General features: G+C 71.5%; 21 protein-coding genes and 1 riboswitch. Of the genes, 11 read left to right on the top strand and 10 right to left on the bottom strand.

The window, feature by feature from the left end:
* Positions 1–200 precede the first annotated feature (200 nt).
* Together ACPC54_RS00995 and ACPC54_RS00990 are read left to right on the top strand one after the other, a co-directional pair.
* Positions 201–983 carry a rhomboid family intramembrane serine protease gene (locus tag ACPC54_RS00995; RefSeq protein WP_498959759.1) on the top strand — a complete coding sequence of 261 codons (783 nt, stop codon included), beginning with the start codon at positions 201–203 and terminating at the stop codon, positions 981–983.
* 41 nt (positions 984–1024) lie between these two features.
* Positions 1025–1306 (top strand): Lrp/AsnC ligand binding domain-containing protein, encoded by a 282-nt coding sequence (locus ACPC54_RS00990; protein WP_045692172.1) that lies wholly within the window; start codon positions 1025–1027, stop codon positions 1304–1306.
* 17 nt (positions 1307–1323) lie between these two features.
* Here ACPC54_RS00990 and ACPC54_RS00985 read toward each other — a convergent pair whose 3' ends face one another.
* From ACPC54_RS00985 to ACPC54_RS00975, 3 genes are all read right to left on the bottom strand, one after another.
* Positions 1324–2712, bottom strand: coding sequence for an aminotransferase class V-fold PLP-dependent enzyme (locus ACPC54_RS00985; RefSeq protein ID WP_498959757.1), 1389 nt, complete (start codon positions 2710–2712; stop codon positions 1324–1326).
* Positions 2713–2764: 52 nt separating this feature from the next.
* Positions 2765–2882, bottom strand: a riboswitch (SAM riboswitch).
* Between the two features lie 108 nt (positions 2883–2990).
* On the bottom strand, positions 2991–4067 hold the full coding sequence (trpD, locus tag ACPC54_RS00980) for an anthranilate phosphoribosyltransferase (protein ID WP_498959755.1): 1077 nt from the start codon (positions 4065–4067) through the stop codon (positions 2991–2993).
* Positions 4068–4227: 160 nt separating this feature from the next.
* On the bottom strand, positions 4228–4653 hold the full coding sequence (locus ACPC54_RS00975) for a response regulator (RefSeq protein ID WP_498959753.1): 426 nt from the start codon (positions 4651–4653) through the stop codon (positions 4228–4230).
* Positions 4654–5051: 398 nt separating this feature from the next.
* Here ACPC54_RS00975 and ctaE point away from each other — a divergent pair, with 398 nt between their 5' ends.
* From ctaE to ACPC54_RS00950, 5 genes are all read left to right on the top strand, one after another.
* Positions 5052–5672 (top strand): aa3-type cytochrome oxidase subunit III, encoded by a 621-nt coding sequence (gene ctaE, locus ACPC54_RS00970; RefSeq protein ID WP_031071929.1) that lies wholly within the window; start codon positions 5052–5054, stop codon positions 5670–5672.
* Between the two features lie 187 nt (positions 5673–5859).
* Complete coding sequence (gene qcrC / locus ACPC54_RS00965) at positions 5860–6669, top strand: cytochrome bc1 complex diheme cytochrome c subunit (RefSeq protein WP_498959751.1); 810 nt, start codon at positions 5860–5862, stop codon at positions 6667–6669.
* An 8-nt stretch (positions 6670–6677) separates the two neighbouring features.
* A complete protein-coding gene (gene qcrA / locus ACPC54_RS00960) occupies positions 6678–7727 on the top strand; it encodes a cytochrome bc1 complex Rieske iron-sulfur subunit (RefSeq protein ID WP_498959749.1) in 1050 nt (349 codons plus the stop codon).
* Positions 7724–9388 (top strand): cytochrome bc1 complex cytochrome b subunit, encoded by a 1665-nt coding sequence (gene qcrB, locus ACPC54_RS00955; RefSeq protein ID WP_498959747.1) that lies wholly within the window; start codon positions 7724–7726, stop codon positions 9386–9388. The genes qcrA and qcrB overlap by 4 nt, the downstream gene beginning before the upstream one ends.
* A gap of 110 nt (positions 9389–9498) precedes the next feature.
* Positions 9499–9867 (top strand): GntR family transcriptional regulator, encoded by a 369-nt coding sequence (locus tag ACPC54_RS00950; protein WP_498959745.1) that lies wholly within the window; start codon positions 9499–9501, stop codon positions 9865–9867.
* A 20-nt stretch (positions 9868–9887) separates the two neighbouring features.
* On the opposite strand, the gene ACPC54_RS00945 is transcribed toward ACPC54_RS00950, so the two are convergent.
* The 4 genes from ACPC54_RS00945 to ctaC all read right to left on the bottom strand — a co-directional run bounded on the left by ACPC54_RS00945 (position 9888) and on the right by ctaC (position 14385).
* The gene (locus ACPC54_RS00945) at positions 9888–11144 is read right to left on the bottom strand and encodes a L,D-transpeptidase (RefSeq protein ID WP_498959743.1); all 1257 of its coding nucleotides are present in this window, start codon (positions 11142–11144) and stop codon (positions 9888–9890) included.
* A 198-nt stretch (positions 11145–11342) separates the two neighbouring features.
* Positions 11343–11759 (bottom strand): cytochrome c oxidase subunit 4, encoded by a 417-nt coding sequence (locus tag ACPC54_RS00940; RefSeq protein WP_498959741.1) that lies wholly within the window; start codon positions 11757–11759, stop codon positions 11343–11345.
* Positions 11756–13534: an aa3-type cytochrome oxidase subunit I gene (ctaD, locus tag ACPC54_RS00935; protein WP_498959739.1), complete on the bottom strand. Its 1779-nt coding sequence runs from the start codon at positions 13532–13534 to the stop codon at positions 11756–11758. The genes ACPC54_RS00940 and ctaD overlap by 4 nt, the downstream gene beginning before the upstream one ends.
* Complete coding sequence (gene ctaC, locus ACPC54_RS00930; protein ID WP_498959737.1) at positions 13531–14385, bottom strand: aa3-type cytochrome oxidase subunit II; 855 nt, start codon at positions 14383–14385, stop codon at positions 13531–13533. The genes ctaD and ctaC overlap by 4 nt, the downstream gene beginning before the upstream one ends.
* Before the next feature lie 377 nt (positions 14386–14762).
* Between ctaC and ACPC54_RS00925 the strand changes: the two genes are divergently transcribed.
* The gene (locus ACPC54_RS00925) at positions 14763–16157 is read left to right on the top strand and encodes a cysteine desulfurase/sulfurtransferase TusA family protein (RefSeq protein WP_498959735.1); all 1395 of its coding nucleotides are present in this window, start codon (positions 14763–14765) and stop codon (positions 16155–16157) included.
* Between the two features lie 7 nt (positions 16158–16164).
* On the opposite strand, the gene ACPC54_RS00920 is transcribed toward ACPC54_RS00925, so the two are convergent.
* Positions 16165–17142 carry a carbohydrate kinase family protein gene (locus tag ACPC54_RS00920; protein ID WP_498959733.1) on the bottom strand — a complete coding sequence of 326 codons (978 nt, stop codon included), beginning with the start codon at positions 17140–17142 and terminating at the stop codon, positions 16165–16167.
* Positions 17143–17425: 283 nt separating this feature from the next.
* On the opposite strand from ACPC54_RS00920, the gene ACPC54_RS00915 reads away from it, so the two are divergent.
* Both ACPC54_RS00915 and ACPC54_RS00910 read left to right on the top strand, forming a co-directional pair.
* On the top strand, positions 17426–17635 hold the full coding sequence (locus ACPC54_RS00915; RefSeq protein ID WP_498959731.1) for a hypothetical protein: 210 nt from the start codon (positions 17426–17428) through the stop codon (positions 17633–17635).
* Positions 17636–17736: 101 nt separating this feature from the next.
* Positions 17737–18402 (top strand): hypothetical protein, encoded by a 666-nt coding sequence (locus ACPC54_RS00910; RefSeq protein WP_498959730.1) that lies wholly within the window; start codon positions 17737–17739, stop codon positions 18400–18402.
* A gap of 75 nt (positions 18403–18477) precedes the next feature.
* Here ACPC54_RS00910 and erpA read toward each other — a convergent pair whose 3' ends face one another.
* Entirely contained in the window at positions 18478–18831 is a 354-nt protein-coding gene (gene erpA / locus ACPC54_RS00905) for an iron-sulfur cluster insertion protein ErpA (protein WP_045692187.1), read from the bottom strand.
* A 268-nt stretch (positions 18832–19099) separates the two neighbouring features.
* Between erpA and ACPC54_RS00900 the strand changes: the two genes are divergently transcribed.
* The gene (locus tag ACPC54_RS00900; protein WP_498959727.1) at positions 19100–19960 is read left to right on the top strand and encodes a GNAT family N-acetyltransferase; all 861 of its coding nucleotides are present in this window, start codon (positions 19100–19102) and stop codon (positions 19958–19960) included.
* Between the two features lie 81 nt (positions 19961–20041).
* Here ACPC54_RS00900 and ACPC54_RS00895 read toward each other — a convergent pair whose 3' ends face one another.
* Positions 20042–21409 (bottom strand): pyridoxal phosphate-dependent decarboxylase family protein, encoded by a 1368-nt coding sequence (locus ACPC54_RS00895; protein ID WP_498959725.1) that lies wholly within the window; start codon positions 21407–21409, stop codon positions 20042–20044.
* Between the last annotated feature and the right edge of the window lie 181 nt (positions 21410–21590).

Genomic DNA, 21590 nt, shown 5'->3' with positions numbered 1-21590 from the left:
GCGGTGGGGGCACCTCCCGGCCGAAGGCTGGGGGCCATTGGCGACCGACGACAACGCGGCGAGGTGCGTGCCCTGGGGGTACCTCCCGGCCGGAGGCCGGGGGAGCGTCGCGGACCCGGCAAAGATCCCCAAGACACGCCCTAACCCACCTGCCGTACTGCGCCGTGTCACCTCGGCCGCCCGGAGGGATGCTTGGCCGCATGGCGCTCGCGGCTCCCGACCACACCGGCGCGCCGGCCGGCCGCCCGGCCGGGCCCGCCTCGGCGGTCAGCTACGCCCTGATCGCCGTCAACACGCTGGTGTTCCTGCTCGCCCCGGCCGCCGGCCTCAACCCGCTCTACGGCACCGGCCAGGCCCGGGTCTGCGCCGAGCAGCGGTACGAGCAGCGCTGGGGCACGATCCCGGCGGAGATCCTGGCCGGCCGTCCGCTGACCTCCGAACAGCTGGCCGAGGCCCCCGACCCCGTCCCGGGCTGCCCGGTGGCCGCGACCCCGGGCAAGCACCCGGCGCTGTCCGTCCTCACCGGGCTCTTCCTGCACGCCGGCTGGCTGCACCTGGCCGGCAACCTGCTCTTCCTCTACGTCTTCGGCCCCACCGTCGAACAGCGCCTGGGCCGGGCCCGGTTCGCCGTCTTCTACCTGGCCGCCGGCAGCCTGGCCACGTACGGCTTCGCGCTCGCCGAGGCGCACTCGCCGGGCTCCACCCGCGTCCTGCTCGGCGCCTCGGGCGCGATCTCCGCCGTGCTCGGCGCCTACCTGCGCTTCCATCCGCGCGCCCGGGTGACCACCCTCGTCCCGCTGCTGCTCTTCCTGCCGCTGCGCTTCCCGGCCTGGCTGGTGCTCGGCCTGTGGTTCGCGCTGCAGTGGTGGTCGGTGCACGCGGCCGGCCCCGGGGTGGCGTACCTGGTGCACGTGATCGGCTTCTCGGCCGGGTTCCTCTACGCCTGCGCCGTGGCCGGTCACCCCCCGCGACGCCCCGGCTGACGCCCGATACCCTGGCGGCAACCCACGAAGGAGCGCGAACAGTGATCACCGCCATCGTCCTGATCAAGACCAGCGTCGACCGCATCCCGGAGATCGCCGAGGCCATCGCCGCGATCGAGGGCGTCAGCGAGGTGTACTCGGTGACCGGCGGCTACGACCTGGTGGCGATGGTCCGGGTGCGCCGCCACGACGACCTGGCCGATGTCATCCCGGGCCGGCTGAACAAGGTCCCGGGCGTGGCCCAGACCGAGACCCAGATCGCCTTCCGCACCTACTCCCAGCACGACCTGGAAGCCGCCTTCGCCCTCGGCCTCGACGAGTAGGGCACCCCGGGCGGCCCTCAGCCCTCCCGCCGGCTGTCGGCGACACAACGCCCGCCCTCGTTGCGGTAGTTCCACGCCGCGCCGTCCGCGACCAGCTCACGGACGGCGGTCAGGAAGCGCTCGACGTGCTCGTCCGGCGTCCCGGCGCCGAAGCTCACCCGGATCGCGTTCAGGCTGCGCTCACCGGGCAGCGACGGCTCGGGAGCGCCGCACGCGGAGACCGGAGCGGGCGCGACCCCCGAATCGTCCCCGAGCAGGGTGCGCACCAGCGGGTGGGCGCAGAACAGTCCGTCGCGCACCCCGATGCCGTACTCGGCGGACAGCGCGGCCGAGAAGTGCGAGCTGTTCCAGTCCTGGACGACGAAGGACAGCACGCCGACCCTCGCGGAGCCTTCCCCGAACAGGTTCAGCACCTTGACCTGCGGAATCTCCGCCAGCCCAGCGGTCAGCCGGGCGATCAGCTGCTGCTCCCGGGCCTCCAGCGCGTCGAAGCCCGCCTCGGTGAGCGCCCGGCAGGCGGAGGCGATCGCGTAGGCGCCGATGACGTTCGGCGAACCGGCCTCGTGCCGGGCCGGGCCGGAGTGCCACTGCACGGCCACCGAGCCGTCCGTCTCCCGGGCCACCGTCCGGGTCGCCCCGCCGCCGGCCAGGTACGGCTCGGCGGCGTCCAGCCAGTCCGAGCGACCGGCCAACACCCCTGCGCCGAACGGCGCGTAGAGCTTGTGGCCGGAGAAGGCGATCCAGTCGACGCCCGACTCCCGGACCGACACCCGGTGGTGCGGGGCGAGCTGCGCCGCGTCCAGCACCACCCGGGCGCCGTGCCGGTGCGCGGTCTCGGTCAGCGCGGCGACCGGCCACAGCTCGCCGGTGACGTTCGAGGCCCCGGTGACGCAGAGCAGCTTGGGGCCCTCGGGCGCCCCGGCGAGCGCGGCGTCCAGCGCGGCCACCGCCTCGGCCCGCGAGCGCGGCGCCCGCAGGTAGCTGACGTCGAGCCCGGCGTGCGCCCAGGGCAGCAGCGAGGCGTGGTGCTCGGTCTCGAAGGCGAACACCCGGGTGCCGGCCGGCACGGCCCCGGCCAGTAGGTTGAGCGAGTCGGTGGTGGCGCGGGTGAACACCACCTGGTCGCCCTCGCGCAGGTCGAGGAACTCGGCGACGGTCCGGCGGCTCTGCTCGAACAGGTCGGTGGACAGCTGGGAGAGGTACCCGGCGCCCCGGTGCACGCTGCCGTAGTACGGCGCGTAGGCGGCGACGTCGTCCCAGACCCGCTGCAGCGCCGGCGAGCTGGCCGCGTAGTCGAGCGCCGCGTAGCCGACCTTCTCCCCGCTGGCGAGCGGGACCTGGACGTCCCGGCCGAGAACGGCGAGCGGGGTGCGGACCGGGGTGCGGACTTCGGTGGCGATCGACATGAGGATGCACTCCTTCAGGGGATGAGGGACCCCGGGAGTGCTGATCGTCCGGTGTCCGCGCTTGCCGCACGGACGATTCGCCGAGCGACCCGGTCCTCACCCAGGGCACCCCGCCACGGACGGAGGGTTGCCGGACAGCAAGCTGGGGCTTGTCGCTGTCACTCATGACCTGGCGAAGACTCTAGGTCGCGTACGTCGGGTGGTCAAACGACCATCCACCATCCGGACACGACGAGGGCCCGCGGCGAGGAATCGCCACGGGCCCGTCAACTGCCGCCTCAGCCGCGGCTGGTGGCCGCCGACCAGCGGCGCAGCAGCTCCTCGGCCCGGCCCGAGTCGATGGCCTCGGCCGCCCGCGCCATGCCCGCGCGGAGCTGCTCGATGAGCGACGCGTCGCCGGGTTCGAGTGCGACCAGCGCCGCCGCCGTGTTCAGCAGGACGGCGTCCCGCACCGGCCCGTGCTCCCCGGCCAGGAGCCGGCGCGCGACCTCGGCGTTGTAGGACGGGTCCCCGCCGCGCAGCGCCTCGATGCCGACCAGCTCGATGCCGACCTCCCGCGGGTCGAAGGAGGTCTCGGTGACGACGCCGTCCCGCACGATCCACACCTGCGAGGTGGTGGTGATGGTGAGCTCGTCCAGCCCGTCGTCGCCGCGGAACACCAGGGCGCCGGCGCCGCGCCGGGCGAGCACCCCGGCGATCAGCGCGGCGAGCCGGGTGTCGAAGCAGCCGATCGCGTGTGCGGTGACCTTGGCCGGGTTGGTGAGCGGGCCGAGGATGTTGAACGCGGTCGGCACCCCGAGGTCGCGCCGCGCAGTGGCGGCGTGCCGCATCGAGGGGTGGAACTTCGCGGCGAAGCAGAAGGTGAGCCCGACCTCCTCGGCGACCTCGGCGACCCGCCGCGCGGACAGGTCGAGCGAGACGCCGAGCTTCTCCAGCACCTCCGAGGAGCCGCTGGCGGAGGAGGCCGCCCGGTTGCCGTGCTTGACCACCTTGGCGCCGGCGGCGGCCGCGACGATCGCCGACATGGTGGAGATGTTGACGGTCTTCGCCCGGTCACCGCCGGTGCCGACGATGTCCACCGCCGGGCCGGGGATGGTCAGCGGCTCGGCGTGCGCGTACATCGAGTCCACCAGACCGGTGATCTCGTCCACGGTCTCGCCCTTGGCCCGCAGCGCGACCATGAAGCCGGCGACCTGGACGGGGGACGCCTCGCCGCTCATGATCCGGTCCATCGCCCACGCGGTGGCCGAGCGGTCGAGGTCCTCCCCCTTCAACAGCGTCGCCAGGATGTCCGGCCAGGTGCGGACCACCTGCGCGGGGTCGCTACCGCCGTTCGCAGGGTTCACGTTCACCATGGCTGACTCCACTGTTGTCGGTTCCCCCACTTCGGGGGACGTCCGTACGGATGTAAGTCAGCCTATCGAGCGGAAGGGTCCCCGCGGCGGCCCCTTCTCTCGTACTGAGACAGCTCCGGCAACTTCGTGCTGGAACGGTTCCCGGCCCGTCCGCCGCCGCTCAGCGGGCGGCCGGCGCCCGCTTCGCCAGCCGGGCCCGCAGCAGGACGGCGGCGGCCTCGGCCAGCGCCACCGGGTCCACCGGGCGGGAGATCGCGGCGTCGGCCCGGCTCCAGGCGGCGAGCCAGGAGTCCTGCGGCCGGCCGATCAGCACCAGCACCGGCGGGCAGCCGTAGATCTCGTCCTTGAGCTGGCGCCCGAGCCCGAGCCCGCCGGCCGGCACCGCCTCGCCGTCCAGGACACAGAGGTCTACGCCGCCCTTCTCCAGCGCCTTGAGCACCGCGGGGGTGGTCGCGCACTCCAGGTAGGACAGCTCCGGAAGATCCTCGGCGGGCCGGCGGCCGAGCGCCGTCAGCACCTGCTCGCGGGTGTTGCGGTCGTCGCTGTAGACGAGGACGGTGAGCGTCTCGTCGGTCGTGTACGCCATGGACCCTGCTCCCTCAAGTGTGATCCGGACCACGTTCGCCTGATCCGGATGCTACTCCGCTTTGCCCCGTCGCCGACTCCCCCGCGCGCACCTTCCTCCCCAGGCCGCCGCGCCCGCCGCTCGGCCGCCTGGAGGACACCCCGTCACCCCGTCTCCCGCGGTCCACCCGTACGGCCGACCCCGGGCCCTCTCCCCTTACCCCCGCGCGCCCGCGCGACCCGGCAGCGACACGCTGAGCACCGGGCGGCACGGCCTCACCGAGGAACCGTCAGAAAAGGGACACGCCGCTGCTCAGCCCCCGTACGGCCCCCCGGCCGCCCCCCAAGCGGGCATACCGCACGCACCGGACACTCCGAGGGACACCCCCCGGCGTGAAGACGGAATAAGGGACCGACATAATGTCCGTCGTGGCGACAGCAACAGCAGTAGAAACCGGGCACGCGCATGGATCGGTCAACCGACCGAACATGGTCAGCGTCGGAACGATCGTCTGGCTCAGTTCCGAGCTGATGTTCTTCGCGGCCCTCTTCGCGATGTACTTCACGCTCCGCTCCGTCAAGGGGGCCGAGTTCTGGACCGAGAAGGCACACGCCCTCAACGTCCCCTTCTCCGCGGGCAACACCACGATCCTGGTGCTCTCCTCGCTGACCTGCCAGCTCGGCGTGTTCGCCGCCGAGCGCGGTGACGTGAAGAAGCTCCGCGCGTGGTTCATCCTGACGTTCTTCATGGGCGCGATCTTCATCGGCGGTCAGATCTTCGAGTACACCGAGCTGGTCAAGAAGGACGGCCTGTCGCTGTCCTCCGACCCGTACGGCACGGTGTTCTACCTGACGACCGGCTTCCACGGTCTGCACGTGACGGGTGGTCTGATCGCCTTCCTGCTGGTCCTGGGACGGACGTACGCAGCCAAGCGCTTCACGCACGAGCAGGCCACCGCGGCGATCGTCGTGTCGTACTACTGGCACTTCGTCGACGTCGTGTGGATCGGCCTGTTCGCGACCATCTACCTGATCAAGTAACCAGCTGATCAGGTCGCTGGCCACCGGCTGCGGCCCCCGCCCTCACCGGCGCAGGGCCGCTTCTGCCGGTGCCGACGCTCCCACCGACCGACCGCGCGCGCAGCCCTCGAGAGGCAGCCTCGTGCCGGCCAGACCGGCCGCCGGGTGCACCCACCAGTCGACCAGATCCTGACACCGGGGTTATTCCGTGAAAAAGCTCTCCGCACGACGGCGCCACCCATTGGCGGCGCTGGTCGTCCTACTTCTCGCCCTGGCGGCCACCGGGGGGCTGTACGCCGCGTTCGCGCCCGCCAGCAAGGCGCAGGCCGACGTCACCGCGCAGTCGCTCGAGATCGAAGAGGGCAAGAAGCTCTTCGCCGTCGGCTGCTCCTCCTGCCACGGCCTGAACGGCCAGGGCAGCAGCGACGGTCCGAGCCTGGTCGGCGTCGGCACCGCGTCCGTCGACTTCCAGGTCGGCACCGGCCGCATGCCGGCCCAGCAGCCCGGCGCCCAGGTCCCGCGCAAGAAGGACATCTACTCGCAGTCCGAGATCGACCAGCTGGCCGCCTTCGTGGGCTCGCTGGGCCCCGGCCCGGTGGCGCCGAAGCCTGAGCAGTACACCTCGACCAACCCGGAGGACATCTCCAAGGGTGGCGAGCTGTTCCGCACCAACTGCGCCCAGTGCCACAACTTCGCCGGCCAGGGTGGTGCCCTGACCAAGGGCAAGTACGCCCCCTCGCTGGAGGGCGTGGACGCCAAGCACATCTACGAGGCCATGCAGACCGGCCCGCAGAACATGCCGTCGTTCCCGGACAGCACCATGCCCGAGGACCAGAAGAAGCAGATCGTGGCCTTCGTCCGCCACACCACCTCCGATGAGCCCAACCCCGGTGGTCTCACGCTCGGCAGCCTCGGTCCGGTGACCGAGGGTCTGTTCGGCTGGATCTTCGGCCTCGGCACGCTCATCGCGGTCGCGATCTGGGTCGCCGCCCACACCACCAAGGCCAAGAAGTCATGAGCCACGACATGTCAGAGAACCTCCCGGAGTCGCACGGCTCCGCCGGCGAGGTCGCCGAACACGGCAACCCGTTCGCCGACCCGGGCCTGCCGGCCCACGAGCCGCGTCGCACCGACATCGACGAGCGGGCCGCCAAGCGCGCCGAGCGCCAGGTCTCGCTGATGTTCGTGGTCTCGATGCTCGCCACCATCGGCTTCATCGCCTCGTTCGTGGCCATCGACCCCGACAAGATCGTCTACATCTTCCCGCTGGGCAAGGTCAGCGCGCTGAACTTCGCGCTGGGCATGACCCTGGGCGTCGCGCTGTTCATGATCGGCGCCGGTGCGGTCCACTGGGCCCGCACGCTGATGTCGGACGTCGAGGTTCCGGCCGAGCGTCACCCGATCGAGGCTGACGACGAGCTGCGCGCGGACATCATCGAGCAGTTCAAGACCGGCGCCGCCGAGTCCGGCTTCGGCCGCCGCAAGATGATCCGCAACACCCTCCTCGGCTCGCTGGCGCTGGTCCCGCTCTCCGGCGTGGTCCTGCTCCGCGACCTGGGCCCGCTGCCCGAGAAGAAGCTCATGGGCACCGGCTGGGGCAAGGCCACCCAGGCCACGCCGCTGGAGCTCGTCAACATGAGCACCATGCAGCCGATGAAGGCCGAGGACATCGTCATCGGTTCGCTGACCTTCGCCATGCCGAAGGGTCTGACCACCCACGACGAGGACTTCCAGCAGCGCATCGCCAAGGACGCCCTGATGCTGGTGCGCATCGCGCCGGAGGACATCAAGGACGACAAGTCCCGGGAGCTGGGCTTCGAGGGCATCCTCGCCTACTCCAAGATCTGCACCCACGTCGGCTGCCCGATCAGCCTGTACGAGCAGCAGACCCACCACGCGCTCTGCCCCTGCCACCAGTCGACCTTCGACCTGGCGGACGGCGCGCGCGTCATCTTCGGCCCGGCCGGCCACCCGCTGCCGCAGCTGAAGATCATCACTGACGAGAAGGGCAACCTGGTCGCCACCGGCGACTTCGCTGAGCCCGTCGGCCCGAGCTACTGGGAGCGTGCTCGATGAGTAGCGCGAGCAGCACCACCTCCGGTGCCGCCAAGCCCGCCAGCACGCGCGCCAAGCCCGCGAGCAAGTGGGAAGCCGCCGCTGACTGGACGGACGGCCGGCTGGGGATCTACTCCCTCGCCAAGGCCAACCTGCGGAAGATCTTCCCGGACCACTGGTCCTTCATGCTGGGCGAGATCTGCCTCTACACGTTCGTCATCATCATCATGACCGGCGTCTACCTGACGCTGTTCTTCAAGCCCTCGATGGGCGAGGTCGTCTACGACGGCTCGTACATCCCCCTCAAGGGCATCGGGATGTCCGAGGCGTACGCCTCGACCGTGGACATCAGCTTCGAGGTGCGCGGCGGTCTGCTGATCCGCCAGATCCACCACTGGGCCGCCCTGGTCTTCGTGGCGGGCATGCTCGTGCACATGATGCGCGTGTTCTTCACCGGCGCGTTCCGCAAGCCGCGTGAGATCAACTGGGTCTTCGGCTTCCTGCTGCTGGTCCTGGGCATGTTCGACGGCTTCTTCGGCTACTCGCTGCCGGACGACCTGCTGTCGGGTACCGGTATCCGCTTCATGGAAGGCGCGATCCTCGCCGTCCCGCTGGTGGGCACCTACGTCCAGATGTTCCTGTTCGGCGGCGAGTTCCCCGGCCACGACATCATCCCGCGGTTCTTCACGATCCACGTGCTGCTGATCCCGGGCATCATGCTCGGCCTGCTGGTGGCGCACCTGATCCTGGTCTTCTACCACAAGCACACCCAGTGGGCGGGCCCGGGCAAGACCGAGAAGAACGTCGTCGGCATGCCGCTGATGCCGGTCTACATGGCCAAGGCCGGTGGCTTCTTCTTCCTGGTGTTCGGCCTCATCGCCGCCATCTCGGCGATCGCCTCGATCAACCCGATCTGGGCGTACGGCCCCTACCGCCCCGACCAGGTGTCCACCGACGCCCAGCCGGACTGGTACATGGGCTTCTCCGAGGGCCTGATCCGTGTCATGCCGGGCTGGGAGATCAGCGTCTGGGGCGGCCACACCCTGAACCTGGGTGTCTTCATCCCGCTGATGGTGGTCTTCCCGCTGGTCCTGGTCTCGATCGCGGTCTACCCGTTCATCGAGAGCTGGATCACCGGCGACAAGCGCGAGCACCACATCCTGGACCGCCCGCGCAACGCCCCGGTCCGCACCGCCCTGGGTGCCGCCTGGATCAGCCTGTACCTGGTGCTGCTGATCGGTGGTGGCAACGACCTGTTCGCCACCCACCTGCACCTGTCGCTGAACGCCATCACCTACTTCGTCCGCGTCGGCTTCTTCGTCGTCCCGGTCGTCACCTTCATCGTCACCAAGCGCTGGTGCCTCGGCCTGCAGCGCCGTGACAAGGAGAAGGTGCTGCACGGCCGCGAGACGGGCGTCATCAAGCGCCTGCCGCACGGCGAGTTCGTCGAGGTGCACGCCCAGCTGCCGCAGAAGGACCTGCACACGCTCACCGCGCACGAGCAGATCCAGCCGGTCCAGCTGCCGGCCCAGACGGACGAGAACGGCGTGGCCCGCAAGGCCGGCGTCCTCACCCGCACCCGGGCCAAGCTGTCCCGCGGCTTCTACGGCGAGGGAAGCCAGATCCCCAAGCCGACCGCCGAGGAGCACCACGAGATCACCAGCGGCCACGGCCACCACTGATCCCGTACGCGCCACCCCGAGGGCCGCTGACCAGAGTTCACCTGGTCGGCGGCCCTCGGGCTTTTCCGTACCCGCCCGCCCCGTACCCGCCCGCGTCGCCTGGAGCCCCTGTGCAGCTGTCCGTCGACCCCGCCGCCGCCACTCCCCCGTACGAGCAGATCCGCGCCCAGATCGCCGAGCGGGCCCGCACCGGCGAGCTGCCGACCGGGCTGCGGCTGCCCACCGTCCGGGCCCTGGCCGAGGAGCTGGGGCTGGCCGCCGGGACGGTCGCCCGGGCCTACAAGGAGCTGGAGGCGGACGGCGTGGTGGAGACGCACGGCCGGCGCGGCACCCTGATCGCCGCCACCGGGGACACCGCCCACCGCCTGGCCGCCGAGGCCGCCGCCGCGTACGCGGAGCGGGCCGCCCGGCTCGGGCTCTCCCACGGGGACGCCCTGGCGGCGGTGGACACCGCCCTGCGGGCCCTCCCGGAGGCGTAGGACCGGCCCCGGGCCCCGCCTCAGACCTCCGGGCGGATCATCCCCACGGCCGGGGCCTGGGAGGCCGGGGCGGTGGTGCTGACGGCCTGTCCGAGGGCGCTGTGCTTGGCCCAGTTCGCCCAGGAGACGTTCCAGTCCCCGAAGCCGTTGCCGAAGGGCTCCATGTCGGCGCCCCGGCTGTTCACCACCGTCACCAGGTCCCCCACCCGGGTGTTCTCGTAGAACCACTTGGCGTTCTCGGTGCTCATACCGGTACAGCCGTGGCTGACGTTCTCGACGCCCTGCGAGCCGACCGACCAGGGCGCCGCGTGCACGTACTCACCGCTCCAGGTCACCCGGGTGGCCCATTCCACGTCCAGGTTGTAGGAGTCCGCGCCGCCGGCGGCTATGCCGATCGTCTCGCCGTTCATCCGGACCGACCGCTCCTGGCCGAGCACCACCTTGACCCCGTTGCGGGTGTCGAAGCCGGGCTTGCCGGTGGTCACCGGGATGGTCCGGAGCACCTCGCCGTCCCGCTTGAGGGTGAGCTCGTGGGCGGCGGCGTCGACCACCGACTCGACCCGCTCGCCGATCCGCAGCCGCAGCGAGCTGCGGTCGCCGCCGTACAGGCCGTCCGAGATCCGGCTGCCGGTGCCGTCGAAGGCCAGCGAGACGGTGGTGCCGGCCGGCCAGTAGTCCTCCGGGCGGAAGTGCAGGTCCTTGTCGTCCACCCAGTACCAGGCGCCCGTGACGGCGGGCTGGGAGGTGACGGTCAGGGCCCGTTCGACCTCCTGACGGGCCTGCGGGTCCTTCACCGCCTCGGAGAGCTGCACGGTGAGCGGCTGGCCGACGCCGTAGACGCCGCTGCCGGAGGAGTCCGGGCCGAGCTTGGCGGTGAGCAGGCGCTGGGCGGCGAGGGTGCTGAAGCCGGCGGTGGTGTCGCCGCGGCCGTTCCTGCCGTCGTCGGCGGAGATCCGGACGGTGTACGCGGTGCCGGCCTTCAGCCGCCCGGTGGTCTGCCAGCTGCGCTGGTCGTCGGCGAGCTTTCCGGCCACCACCCGGCCGTCCGGGCCGACCACGGTGACGTCGGTGAGCCGGCTGCCCGCCACGGCGGTCACGGTGACCGGCTGGGAGGGGTCGGCCTTGCCCTCGGCCGAGAGGTGCACCAGCGGGGCCGCGTCGATCCGGTGCGGACCGGCGCTCTCCTCCTCACCGGACGAGCACGCGGCCAGCGGGGTGAGTACGGCAAGGGTCAGCGAGATGCTGCCGATGCCTGCGATGCCGCGCCTGTCGGACATGGCCGCCTCCGGGGTTCGCACGATTGATCAGATCGTAGGAACGTCATGCGGCTGAGCGACATCCGAGCGTCCCCTCGTTCGGCCGGGCGGGTGAGGCCCCGCTGCCCGGAGCCCGTCGCACCGGGGCCGGGACCGGGAAACGCACCGGGGCCGGCCCTCCCCTGCGGGAGGACCGGCCCCGGTGTCGGAGTCGGAACCTTACTGGTTCTGGTTCTCGCCCCGGTAGAACTCGAAGACCCATCCGAAGATGCCGATCGCGATGATCGGGGCGGCCCAGAACATCAGCCACCAGCCGAAGATCACGCCCAGGAAGGCGAGCGCGCCACCGAGCGCCAGCGAGAGCGGCTGCCAGCTGTGCGGGGCGAAGAAGCCCAGCTCGCCGGAGTCGTCCGCGACCTCGGCCTCGGGGTTGTCACCCGCGCCGCTGTCCACCCGGCGGGCGGTGAAGGCGAGGTAGTACCCGATGAAGGCGCACAGCGAGAAGGCGAGGAACAGCGCGGTGGTACCGGCCGCCTCGATGCCGAGGTCGGAGCTGTTCGTCCACAGGCCGTAGGTGATCGCCATCGCGAGGACGAAGACCGACAGGCCGAGGAAGATCTTTCCCTGTTCCTTCATCGGGCGTCACCCTCCTGCTTGCCCTTGCCCAGCTTCGGGGCGTCGTACTTCGCCGGGGTCACGCCGGCGAGGTGCTTGGCCTGCTCGCCGTGGTTCTCCAGGTAGTCCAGCGCGGCGATCTCCGGGTGGTGGAGGTCGAAGGCCGGGGATTCCGAGCGGATGCGCGGCAGCGTGAGGAAGTTGTGCCGCGGCGGCGGGCAGGAGGTCGCCCACTCCAGCGAACGGCCGAAGCCCCACGGGTCGTCCTGCTCGACCTTCTCGCCGTACTTGGCGGTCTTCCAGACGTTGTAGAGGAACGGCAGGATCGACAGGCCGAGCACGAAGGAGCCGATGGTCGAGACGGTGTTCAGCGTGGTGAAGCCGTCCGAGGCCAGGTAGTCGGCGTAGCGGCGGGGCATGCCCTCGGCGCCGAGCCAGTGCTGCACCAGGAAGGTCGCGTGGAAGCCGAAGAACAGCGTCCAGAAGGTGATCTTGCCGAGGCGCTCGTCCAGCATCTTGCCGGTCATCTTCGGCCACCAGAAGTGGAAGCCGGCGAACATCGCGAACACGACGGTGCCGAAGACCACGTAGTGGAAGTGGGCGACGACGAAGTACGAGTCCGAGACGTGGAAGTCGATCGGCGGGGAGGCCAGCAGGACACCGGTCAGACCACCGAAGAGGAAGGTGACCAGGAAGCCGACCGTCCAGAGCATCGGGGTCTCGAAGCTCAGCGAGCCCTTCCACATGGTGCCGACCCAGTTGAAGAACTTCACACCGGTCGGGACCGCGATCAGGAAGGTCATGAAGGAGAAGAACGGCAGCAGCACCTGCCCGGTGACGTACATGTGGTGCGCCCACACCGTCACGGACAGACCGGCGATCGCGATGGTGGCCGCGATCAGGCCGGAGTAGCCGAACATCGGCTTGCGGCTGAAGACCGGGATGATCTCCGACACGATGCCGAAGAACGGCAGCGCGATGATGTAGACCTCGGGGTGGCCGAAGAACCAGAACAGGTGCTGCCACAGCATCGCCCCGCCGTTGGCCGGGTCGAAGACGTGGGCGCCGAACTTGCGGTCCGCCTCCAGGGCGAACAGCGCGGCGGCGAGCACCGGGAAGGCCAGCAGGACCAGCACGGCGGTCAGCAGGGTGTTCCAGACGAAGATCGACATCCGGAACATCGTCATGCCGGGCGCGCGCATGCAGATGATGGTGGTGATGAAGTTGACCGCACCGAGGATCGTGCCGAAGCCGGAGAAGGCCAGGCCCATGATCCACATGTCACCGCCGATGCCGGGCGAGTGAACCGCGTCCGACAGCGGGGAGTAGGCGAACCAACCGAAGTCGGCGGCACCGTTCGGGGTCACGAAGCCGGCCACGGCGATGATCGAGCCGAACAGGTACAGCCAGTACGCGAACATGTTCAGACGCGGGAAGGCCACGTCCGGGGCGCCGATCTGCAGCGGCATGATCCAGTTCGCGAAGCCCGCGAACAGCGGCGTCGCGAACATCAGCAGCATGATCGTGCCGTGCATCGTGAACGCCTGGTTGAACTGCTCGTTCGACAGGATCTGCGTCCCGGGGCGAGCCAGCTCGGCGCGCATGACCAGGGCGAGGATGCCACCGATCAGGAAGAAGGCGAACGACGTGCCCAGGTACAGGGTGCCGATCGTCTTGTGGTCGGTGGTGGTCAGCCACTTGATGATGGTCGAACCCGGCTTGCGGGTCCGCTGCGCTCCGACCGTGACGGCCCCGGCGCCCCCGCCGGCCGCGGCGGGCTCGTTGAGGATGGTCACTTCTCTTCACTTCCCATGCTGATGAGGCCGGAAGGCACCGCACCGCTCTGGCCCTTGTCGCGAAGCTCGGCCAAGTGCTTGTCGTACTCGGCGCGGTCGACGACCTTGACGTTGAACAGCATGCGCGAGTGGTCGACGCCGCAGAGCTCGGCGCACTTGCCCACGTACTCGCCCTTGACGGTCGGAGTCACCTCGAACTTGTTCACCACGCCCGGCACGACGTCCATCTTCATCATGAAGTTGACGGGCCAGAAGTCGTGGATGACGTCACGCGAGGTGAGACGGAACTGCACGGTCTCGTTGACCGGCAGCCAGAGCGTCGGCGCGTTCTTGGGGGTGCCGACCTCGTACGCGGCGGTCTTGTTCGCCGGATCCGGGGTCTCGGTGTTCTCGTAGTTGAACGCCCAGCTCCACTGGAAGCCGACCACGTTGACCACGTGCTGCGGCTTCTCGGAGACCTTGGTCAGCTTCGACTCGTCGCGGGCGACGAAGTAGAAGAGCACCGACACGATGATGATGGGGACCGCGGTGTAGAGCGCCTCGATGGGCACGTTGTACCGGGTCTGCGGGGGAACCTCCACACCGGTGCGGCTGCGCCGGTGGAAGATCACGCTCCAGATGATCAGACCCCACATCAGTACGCCGACCACCAGCGCCGCGATCCAGGACCCCTGCCACATCTGGAGGACCATCGGCCCTTCCTTGGTGACGGGGCTCGGGAGGCCAAGCCTGGGGAGGTCGTTGGCCGAGCAGCCGGTGGCGGTAGCGATGACGAGGCCCAGTGCCAGCGCCTGAGGCAGCTTCCGCCGCATCGTGCGCCGCGGCGAGCGGTCGGAGCCGTTGGGACTCACGTAGCGCCTTCCCGAAGTCTCGCCCGCCTTCGCGTCGCCCCGAGGAGGATGGTGAGCCTCCGGCGACCCGACCACGGGCACGGTTTGAATGCTTATGCGGGCCAAACCCTACTCCAGCCTTATGCGCTCCTGACGGGCAGCCCCCGGTAACGCGCCGCCCGGTCGCCCGATCAGGCCCGGCAGGCACTGCGCCGCAGGTCATCGCAGGCATTCGAGGTCCGTACGCCCGATCGGGGGATGACCTCGAACAACGCGGGTGACGACTCGTCGGACGCGGACGAAACGGACATTCAGGATGATCGACTGACGGCCGGTGAGACGGCGCCACGGGAATTCCCCGCCATTGTCCGCCCCTGGGTGTGTCGTTAAATGTGACCGTGTACTTCGACGTGGCTTCGACGGCCCCCCTGCACCCCGTCGCCCGGCAGGCACTGACCGCCGCCCTGGACGAGGGCTGGGCCGACCCGGCCCGGCTGTACCGCTCCGGCCGGCAGGCCCGGATGCTGCTGGACGCCGCCCGCGAGACGGTCGCCGCCGTGCTCGGCGCCCGGGCGGACGAGGTCTCCTTCACCGCGAGCGGGACGCAGGCCGTCCAACTCGGCCTGCTGGGCGCGCTCTCCGGCAACCGGCGCCGCGGCGGGCACCTGCTGCACTCCGCGGTCGAGCACTCCAGTGTGCTGCACGTCGCCGAACGCCACGCGGCCGCCGGTGGCGAGGTGACGGTCGCACCGGTGGACCGCACCGGCCGGGTGGACCCGGCGGCCTTCGGCGCGCTGCTGCGCCCGGACACCGCACTGGCCGCGCTGCAGAGCGCCAACCACGAGGTGGGGACCGTCCAGCCGGTCGGCGAGGTCGCCGCGCTGTGCGCCGGGGCGGGCGTGCCGCTGCTGGTGGACGCGGCGCAGAGCGCCGGGCGGACGGACGTCCCGGCCGGGTGGTCGCTGCTGACCGCGAGCGCGCACAAGTGGGGCGGGCCGGCCGGCGTCGGGATCCTGGCGGTGCGCAAGGGCGTCCGGTACGCCTCGCCGCTGCCGGCCGACGAGCGCGAGGGCGGGCGGGTGCCCGGCTTCGTCAACGTCCCGGCGATCGTCGCCGCGGCCGCCTCGCTGCGGGCCGTCCGGGCCGAGGCCGAGCGGGAGAACGCCCGGCTGCACGAACTGGTGGAGCGGATCCGGGCCCGGGTGCCGCGGCTGGTGCCCGAGGTCGAGGTGGTCGGCGACCCGGTCCGGCGGCTGCCGCACCTCGTCACCTTCTCCTGCCTGTACGTGGACGGCGAGGTGCTGCTCACCGAACTGGACCGGGCCGGCTTCGCCGTCTCCTCCGGCTCGTCCTGCACCTCGTCCACGCTGACGCCGAGCCACGTGCTGGCCGCCATGGGGGTGCTCACCGAGGGCAACGTGCGGGTCTCGCTGCCGTACGGGACGGCCGAGGCGGACGTGGAGCGCTTCCTCGCCGTGCTGCCCGAGCTGGTGGCGGGCGTCCGGGCCCCGCTCGGGCTGGACCTGCCGGCGCCGACGCCCGAGCCCGTGGTCGGGACCCTCGTCATCGACGCGCTGGGGAAGCGCTGTCCGCTGCCGGTGATCGAGCTGGCGAAGCGGATCGGCGAGGTGCCGGTGGGCGGCACGGTCGCGGTGCTCGCGGACGACGAGGCGGCCCGGCTGGACGTCCCCGCCTGGTGCGAGATGCGCGAGCAGGAGTACGCGGGCGAGGCCCCGGCCGCCGACTACGGCGGTGACCGGGGCTCGGCCTACCTCGTGGTGCGTCGCTCCTGAGCGGGGACTACTTGACCAGGTGGGCGCGGACGTCCGCGGTGGCCTCGGCGCCGTAGGCCTCCTCGAAGCGCGCCAGGAAGGCGGTCGGGCGCAGCTCGTACTCCTGCGTGCCGACGGTCTCGATCACCAGGGTGGCGAGCATGCAGCCGAGCTGGGCGGCGCGCTCCAGTTCGAGGTTCCAGGACAGGCCGGCCAGGAAGCCGGCCCGGAAGGCGTCGCCGACACCGGTCGGGTCGACCTTGGCCTCCTCCTTGGCGCAGCCGACCAGGATCGGGGCCTCGCCCTTGCGCTCGATCCGCACGCCCTTGCTGCCGAGGGTGGTGATCCGGGTGCCGACCCGGCCGAGCAGCTCGTCGGCGTCCCAGCCGGTCTTGCTCTCGATCAGCGCGGCCTCGTACTCGTTGGTGAACAGGTACGCGGCGCCGTCGACGATCTCGCGGATGTCGTCGCCCTCCAGGCGGGCGAGCTGCTGGGAGGGGTCGGCGGCGAAGGCGTAGCCGCGGGTGCGGCACTCCTGGGTGTGGCGGACCATGCCCTGCGGGTCGTCGGCACCGATCAGCACGAGGTCGAGGCCGCCCACGCGGTCGGCGATCGGCTTCAGCTCGATGTTGCGGGCCTCGGCCATCGCACCGGTGTAGAACGAGGCGATCTGGTTGTGGTCCTCGTCGGTGGTGCACATGAAACGGGCGGTGTGCCGGGTCTCGGAGATGTGGACGGACTCGCAGTCCACGTTGTTGCGCTCCAGCCAGCTGCGGTACTCGGCGAAGTCCGCGCCGGCCGCGCCGACCAGGATCGGGCGCAGGCCCAGCACACCCATGCCGAAGGCGATGTTCGGCGCGACGCCGCCCCGGCGGATGTCCAGGGTGTCGACCAGGAAGGACAGCGACACGGTGTGCAGCTGCTCGGCGACGAGCTGGTCGGCGAACCGGCCGGGGAACGTCATCAGGTGATCGGTGGCGATCGAGCCGGCGACGGCGATACGCACGGAAGGTCTCCTCAGGGTGGCGGCATGGCCAGCGGGCAGGCATGGACGAACCCACACACGGTACCGGGCCGGGTGCGGGCGTCGGCAAGACCGCCTCGATCGGGGCTCGCCCGCCGGTGGCCCGCAGTGCCAGCGTGGCACCCTCCGGCCTCGAACGTGTACTACCTCCGGGTAGCACTGGTGGCGGTCCGCACCCCGGCCTAGGGTCGGCCCAGGGGGCCCGGCGGGCCCCGCCGCCGGCCGCGGCAGTGTCGCCACGGCCCTGGAATCGGAGCGATGCCCGATGACGACCGATCATTCCCCGCTGCCCTCGCTGCGCGCCGACATGGACTACACGATGGACGCGCTGGTGGACAACTCGCGCCGGCTGCGCCGGTTCTGGCCGCTGCTGGCGGACGGCCCGCAGCCCGCGGCCCCGACGCCGGCCGGGCTCGTCCGGGTGCCGTCCGGGGCACAGCGGCTGGTCGCGGGGATGGCCGAGTACGGCGGCTGACCCGGCCGGAACGGGGTGGGAACCGGATTCGACCCGGTCACGTCACATCCGCGCGGAGCAGCCGAGGAGCGGCGCCGCTGAGCCCTCGGGAGGATGTGCAGATGGATCTGGAGACGATGTCCCGGCGCCGTCGGCGGGCAGTGGCCCTGGCCGGTCTGGCGCTGGCGGCGGTGGTGACGGTGGCCGGCTGCAACGGCGACGGCAAGAGCTCGGACTCGGCGACCGGCAGTGCCTCCGCGACGTCCGCGTCCGCGAGCGCCTCCCCGCAGGCGCCGACCGCCTCCGGCAGCCCGTCCGCGGGGGCGACCGGCCAGCCGGCCCAGCCGCCGACCGCGTTCACCCCCACCCCGGCCTCGCCCCCGCCGGGGCAGTCCGTCCCGGGGGCCACTCCCCCGCCCAACGGGATCGCCCCGGGGGAACCCAACCCGAACGGCGGCGGCGTGGTCCGCCCGGCGGTCGGCTACCGGGCGGACGGCGGCAACAAGCTGACCGTCTACTTCTTCGGCGGGGTCTGCACCAAGTACGCGCTCAAGGCGGACGAGTCGCCGCAGGGCCGGGTGAACGTGCAGGTCGTGCCGGGCCCGCCGATCACCCAGCCGGGGCAGGTCTGCAACGCGCTGGCCAAGCGGCAGGCGGTCTCCACCGATCTGCGCGCGCCGCTGGCCGGGCGGACGGTGACCGACCAGTCGAGCGGCCAGGATGTGCCGCTGGAGGGCGACCCGCACGCCGGGCCGGACCCGGTGGGCCCGGACGGCGCCGCGCAGTAGCGGCGGCAGGAGCGCAGGAACGCGGAAGGCGGCCCCGGGATGATCCCGGGGCCGCCTTCTCCGCTCGCTCCAGGCTTAGCTGAAGGAGTCGCCGCAGGCGCAGGAGCCGGTGGCGTTCGGGTTGTCGATGGTGAAGCCCTGCTTCTCGATGGTGTCGACGAAGTCGACGGTGGCGCCACCCAGGTACGGGGCGCTCATCCGGTCGGTGACGACCTTCACACCGTTGAAGTCCTTGATCACGTCGCCGTCGAGCGAGCGCTCGTCGAAGAACAGCTGGTAACGCAGGCCGGAGCAGCCACCGGGCTGGACGGCGACGCGCAGCGCGAGGTCCTCGCGGCCCTCCTGCTCCAGCAGGCTCTTGACCTTGGCCGCGGCGGCATCGGTAAGGAGGATGCCACTCTCGACGGTGGTCTCGTCCTGGACGGTCATCTGCTTTCTCCCGGTCTTGACGACGGTCTGCCGCCAGTGCCAACCAACGGCCGTCCGGTTTCATTTCCCGGGCGGCGGACGTTTTTCGGTGGCCTGTCGGCGGCGGTTTTCCGTGGGCCGGGTGAACCACCCGTGTCCCCTACGCCACCCATGCTCGCACAACCCGGCGGGACCGGTCACCGCCGCCGTCCGCAGCCCGACCCCCGCCCGGCTCCCGATCCCGGCGAACGGGCCCCGCGGCGGCCCGGTGGTTGCCAGGATGGTCACCATGATCCTTCGCCCGGTCAGGGACACCGCCGCGGACGCGGAGGCCGTCCAGGAGCTGTCCTTCGCCGCGTTCGCCGAGCCCTCCGCCGACACCGCCCCGCCGCGGCCGACGCCGCTGCAGCTGGCCCGCACCAGACACCTGGCGCGCACCGATCCCGGGGGCTGCTGGCTGGCCGTGGTCGACGGGGAGCCGGTCGGGGCGGTGCTGTCGCTGCGGCGGGAGGGCCTGTGGGTGCCCTCGCTGTTCGCCGTCCGGCCGTCCGCGCAGGGCCGGGGCGTCGGACGGCTGCTGCTGGAGCGGGCGGCGGCGCACGCGGGCGGCTGCCTGCGCGGGATGGTCTGCGCCTCGTCCTCCCCGGCGGCGGCCCGCCGCTACCGGCTGGCCGGCTTCACCCTGCACCCGGCGATGCGGCTGACCGGGCGGGTGGACCGGGACGGGCTGATCGACCCCGGGGACATCCCGGTGCACCGGGGCAACGCCACCCAGCTGCACCTGCTGGACTCGGTGGACCGGCGGCTGCGCGGCTCCGCGCACGGCCCGGACCACGAACTGATGCTCGGGCACTTCGAGGAGCTGCTGGTCGCGGACGCGCTGGCCGGCAGCGGCTACTGCTACCGGGACGGCGGCGCCGTCCGGCTGCTGGCCGCCACCAGCAAGCGGATCGCGGCCCGGCTGCTGCGCGAGGCGCTGTCCCGGGTGCCGGACGGCGCCGAGGCGCGGGTGGAGTACCTGACCGCCGAGCAGGAGTGGGCACTGGACGTCGGGCTGGAGGTCGGGCTGACTCCGCAGACCCGGGGGTTCGTCGGGGTGCGCGGCATGCGGCCGCCGACGCCGTACCTGCCGAACGGGGCCTTCCTGTAGCGGCGCCGCAACGGCGGACGGCCCCACCGGGCGCGCCGGTGGGGCCGTGCGGGGCCGTGCGGGCCGTACGCGGGCCGCGGATCAGGCCATGGTGTCCAGGATCTCCCGGACCATCTCCATGGTGGTGCCCGGGTGCAGGAAGGCGAAGCGGGCGACCGTCTCGCCGTCCCAGCCGGTGGGGGTGACGAAGCCGATCTGGTCCGCGAGCAGCTGCTGGGACCAGCGGTAGTAGTCGTCGTTGGTCCAGCCCGTGCGCTTGAAGCAGACCGCCGACAGCTGCGGGTCGAACAGCAGCTCCAGGTGGTCCGTCTCCTCGATCAGCCGCGCGGTGTCGCGGGCCAGCCGCAGGCCGGTCTCGATGGCGTCGGTGTAGGCCTGGACGCCGTGGACGGCGAGCGAGAACCAGAGCGGCAGGCCGCGGGCGCGCCGGGTCAGGTGGTAGGCGTAGTCGGTGGGGTTCCACTCGTCGCCCTCGGTGTGCAGGACGTCCAGGTAGGAGGCGTCCTGGGTGTGCACGGCGCGGGCGAGCTGCGGGTTGCGGTAGATCAGCGCGGCGCAGTCGAAGGGGGCGAACAGCCACTTGTGCGGGTCGACGACGAAGGAGTCGGCGTGCTCGATGCCGTTGTAGCGCTCGCGCACCGAGGGGGCGAACAGGCCGGCGCCGCCGTAGGCGCCGTCCACGTGGAACCAGAGGTCGCGCTCGCGGGCGACCTCGGCGAGGCCGGCCAGGTCGTCGACGATGCCCTCGTTGGTGGTGCCGGCGGTGCCGACGACGGCGATCACCGTCTCCGGGTCGGGGTCGGCGGCCAGCGCGGCGCGCAGCGCCTCACCGGTGAATCGGCGGTTCACGGTCGGGACCTTGAAGGCCTCGACGCCGATGATGTTGAAGGTGTTCTTGACCGAGGAGTGCACCTGGTCGGCGACGGCTATCCGCAGCCGTGCCTCCGGACCGACGCCCAGGCGGCGGCGGGCGGTGTCGCGGGCGACGACGAGGGCGGACAGGTTGCCCGCCGAGCCGCCGGAGACGAAGCAGCCGCCGGCCGTCTGCGGGAGGCCGGCGCGGTCGGCGATCAGGCGCAGCACCTGGTTCTCGGCGGCGATCGCGCCGGCCGCCTCCAGCCAGGAGATGCCCTGCAGCGAGGCGCAGGAGACGACCATGTCGAACAGCAGCGCGGCCTTGGTCGGGGCGCACGGGATGAAGGACAGGTAGCGCGGGCTGTCGGCCGAGATCACCGCGCGGGACAGCTCGTGGTCGTAGAGCTTGAGCACGTCGGCCGGGTTGTTGCCGTCCTGGTTGAGCAGGCCGGACAGCTGGGCGCGCAGGTGCTCGCCGTCACCGGGGTGGTCGAGCGGAACGGGGTCGTACTGCAGCCGCTCCCGCATGTAGTCGAAAACCAGGTCGACCAGTTCGTTGTCGGGCCGGTGCATGCGGTCGGGTGCTGCGGACACGGCTGTCCCTCTCGGCTGTGGGGTGAAGGGGGCGGTCCGGTCGGCGGGACGCTCCACCGCGCGGAACCGGACGTGATCAGGGTAGGCAGCGGGAGGGCCCGGCCGCGCGTCGGAACGCGGCTGGTCAGGCAGGTTTCGGGCGTCTTCGGGCCGGTCGGCGCAGGTTTCCTGCGTACGGCCG

The organism is Kitasatospora sp. NPDC094028, assembly GCF_049543595.1.
In the GTDB taxonomy this organism is placed as follows: domain Bacteria; phylum Actinomycetota; class Actinomycetes; order Streptomycetales; family Streptomycetaceae; genus Kitasatospora.
This window is presented reverse-complemented; position numbering and strand designations above follow the sequence as displayed.